The sequence below is a fragment of the Streptomyces sp. 8P21H-1 genome, assembly GCF_013302945.1.
Genome location: NZ_JABTYA010000284.1, coordinates 1 through 1,640 on the forward strand (window position 1 = coordinate 1; position 1,640 = coordinate 1,640).

Annotated in this window: 1 protein-coding gene; it reads right to left on the bottom strand. The window is 75.3% G+C overall.

Annotated elements, in window-relative coordinates; all coding sequences use genetic code 11:
* A partial coding sequence (locus HO151_RS06050; RefSeq protein ID WP_173895068.1) for a beta-ketoacyl synthase N-terminal-like domain-containing protein occupies positions 1–1,640 on the bottom strand: 1,640 nt, incomplete at both ends.

Genomic DNA, 1,640 nt, shown 5'->3' on the forward strand with positions numbered 1-1,640 from the left:
TGGGCGTTGGTGCCGCTGATGCCGAAGGAGGAGACGGCGGCCCGGCGGGGGTGTCCGGCCTCGGGCCACTCGGTGGCCTCGGTGAGCAGCCGGACGCCGTCGCCCGCCCAGTCCACGTGCGGGGTGGGCGCGTCGATGTGCAGGCTCTTGGGCAGCGTGCCGTGCCGCAGCGCGAGCACCATCTTCATCACACCGGCGACGCCCGCGGCGGCCTGGGTGTGGCCCAGGTTGGACTTGACGGAGCCGAGCAGCAGCGGGTGGGCGCCGTCCCGGCCCTGGCCGTAGGTGGCCAGCAGGGCCTGGGCCTCGATGGGGTCGCCGAGCCGGGTGCCGGTGCCGTGCGCCTCGACGGCGTCGACCTCGCGGGCGTCGACGCCCGCGTCGGCCAGGGCCTGGCGGATGACGCGCTGCTGGGCGGGGCCGTTGGGGGCGCTGAGACCGTTGCTCGCACCGTCCTGGTTGACGGCGGAGCCGCGGATCAGGGCCAGTACCTGGTGGCCGTTACGGCGGGCGTCGGAGAGCCGCTCGACCAGGATCAGGCCGACCCCCTCGGAGAAGCCGGTGCCGTCCGCCGCGGCGGCGAAGGGCTTGCAGCGGCCGTCGGCGGCCAGGCCGCGCTGGCGGGAGAAGTCCACGATGATCTCGGGCGAGGACATCACGGTGACGCCGCCGGCCAGGGCCATGGTGCACTCGCCGCGCCGCAGTGCCTGGAGCGCCATGTGCAGGGCGACCAGGGAGGAGGAGCAGGCCGTGTCGACGGTGACGGCCGGGCCCTCCAGGCCCAGGGTGTAGGCGACGCGGCCGGAGACGATGCTGTTGGCGTTGCCGTTGTTGACGTAGCCGGCGATCTCGTCGGGGACGCGGGCCACGCGCTTGAGGTAGTCGCTGGAGGACAGGCCGGCGAAGACGCCGGTGCGGCTGCCGCGTACGGAACGGGGGTCGATGCCGGCCCGTTCGAAGACCTCCCAGGAGGTCTCCAGGAGGAGCCGCTGCTGCGGGTCCATGGCCAGGGCCTCACGCGGGGAGATGCCGAAGAAGTCGGCGTCGAAGTCGGCCACGTCGTGCAGGAAGCCGCCCTCGCGGGTGCGGGAGCTGCCCTCGTGCTCGGGTACGGCGTCGTAGAGCCGGTCGAGGTCCCAGCCGCGGTCGCCGGGGAAGGGCGCGACGGCGTCGGCGCCGTCGGCGAGCAGCCGCCACAGGTCCTCTGGTGAGCGGACGTCGCCGGGCAGGCGGCAGGCCATGCCGACGACGGCGAAGACGTCGTCGTCACCGTGCGCGGCGGGGGCCGGCGCGGGGGTGGCGGGCAGCGCGGCCGGGATGCCGTCGGAGAGTTCGCCGTCCAGGAAGGCGGCGAGTTCCTCGACGGTCGGGTGGTCGAAGACGAGGGTGGCGGGCAGCCGCAGCCCGGTGGCGCCGTTCAGCCGGTTGCGCAGTTCGACGGCGGTCAGCGAGTCGAAGCCGAGGTCGCGGAAGGCACGGCCGGCGTGCAGCTGGTCCGGGTCGGCGTGGCCGAGGACGGCCGCCGCGTGGGTGCCGACCAGGTCGCGCAGGGCGCCGAGCCGGTCGTCGGCGGACAGGCCCGCCAGGCGCAGCCGCAGTCCGTCGGTGCCGGTGGCGGCGCCCGCGTCGGCGGTGCGCCG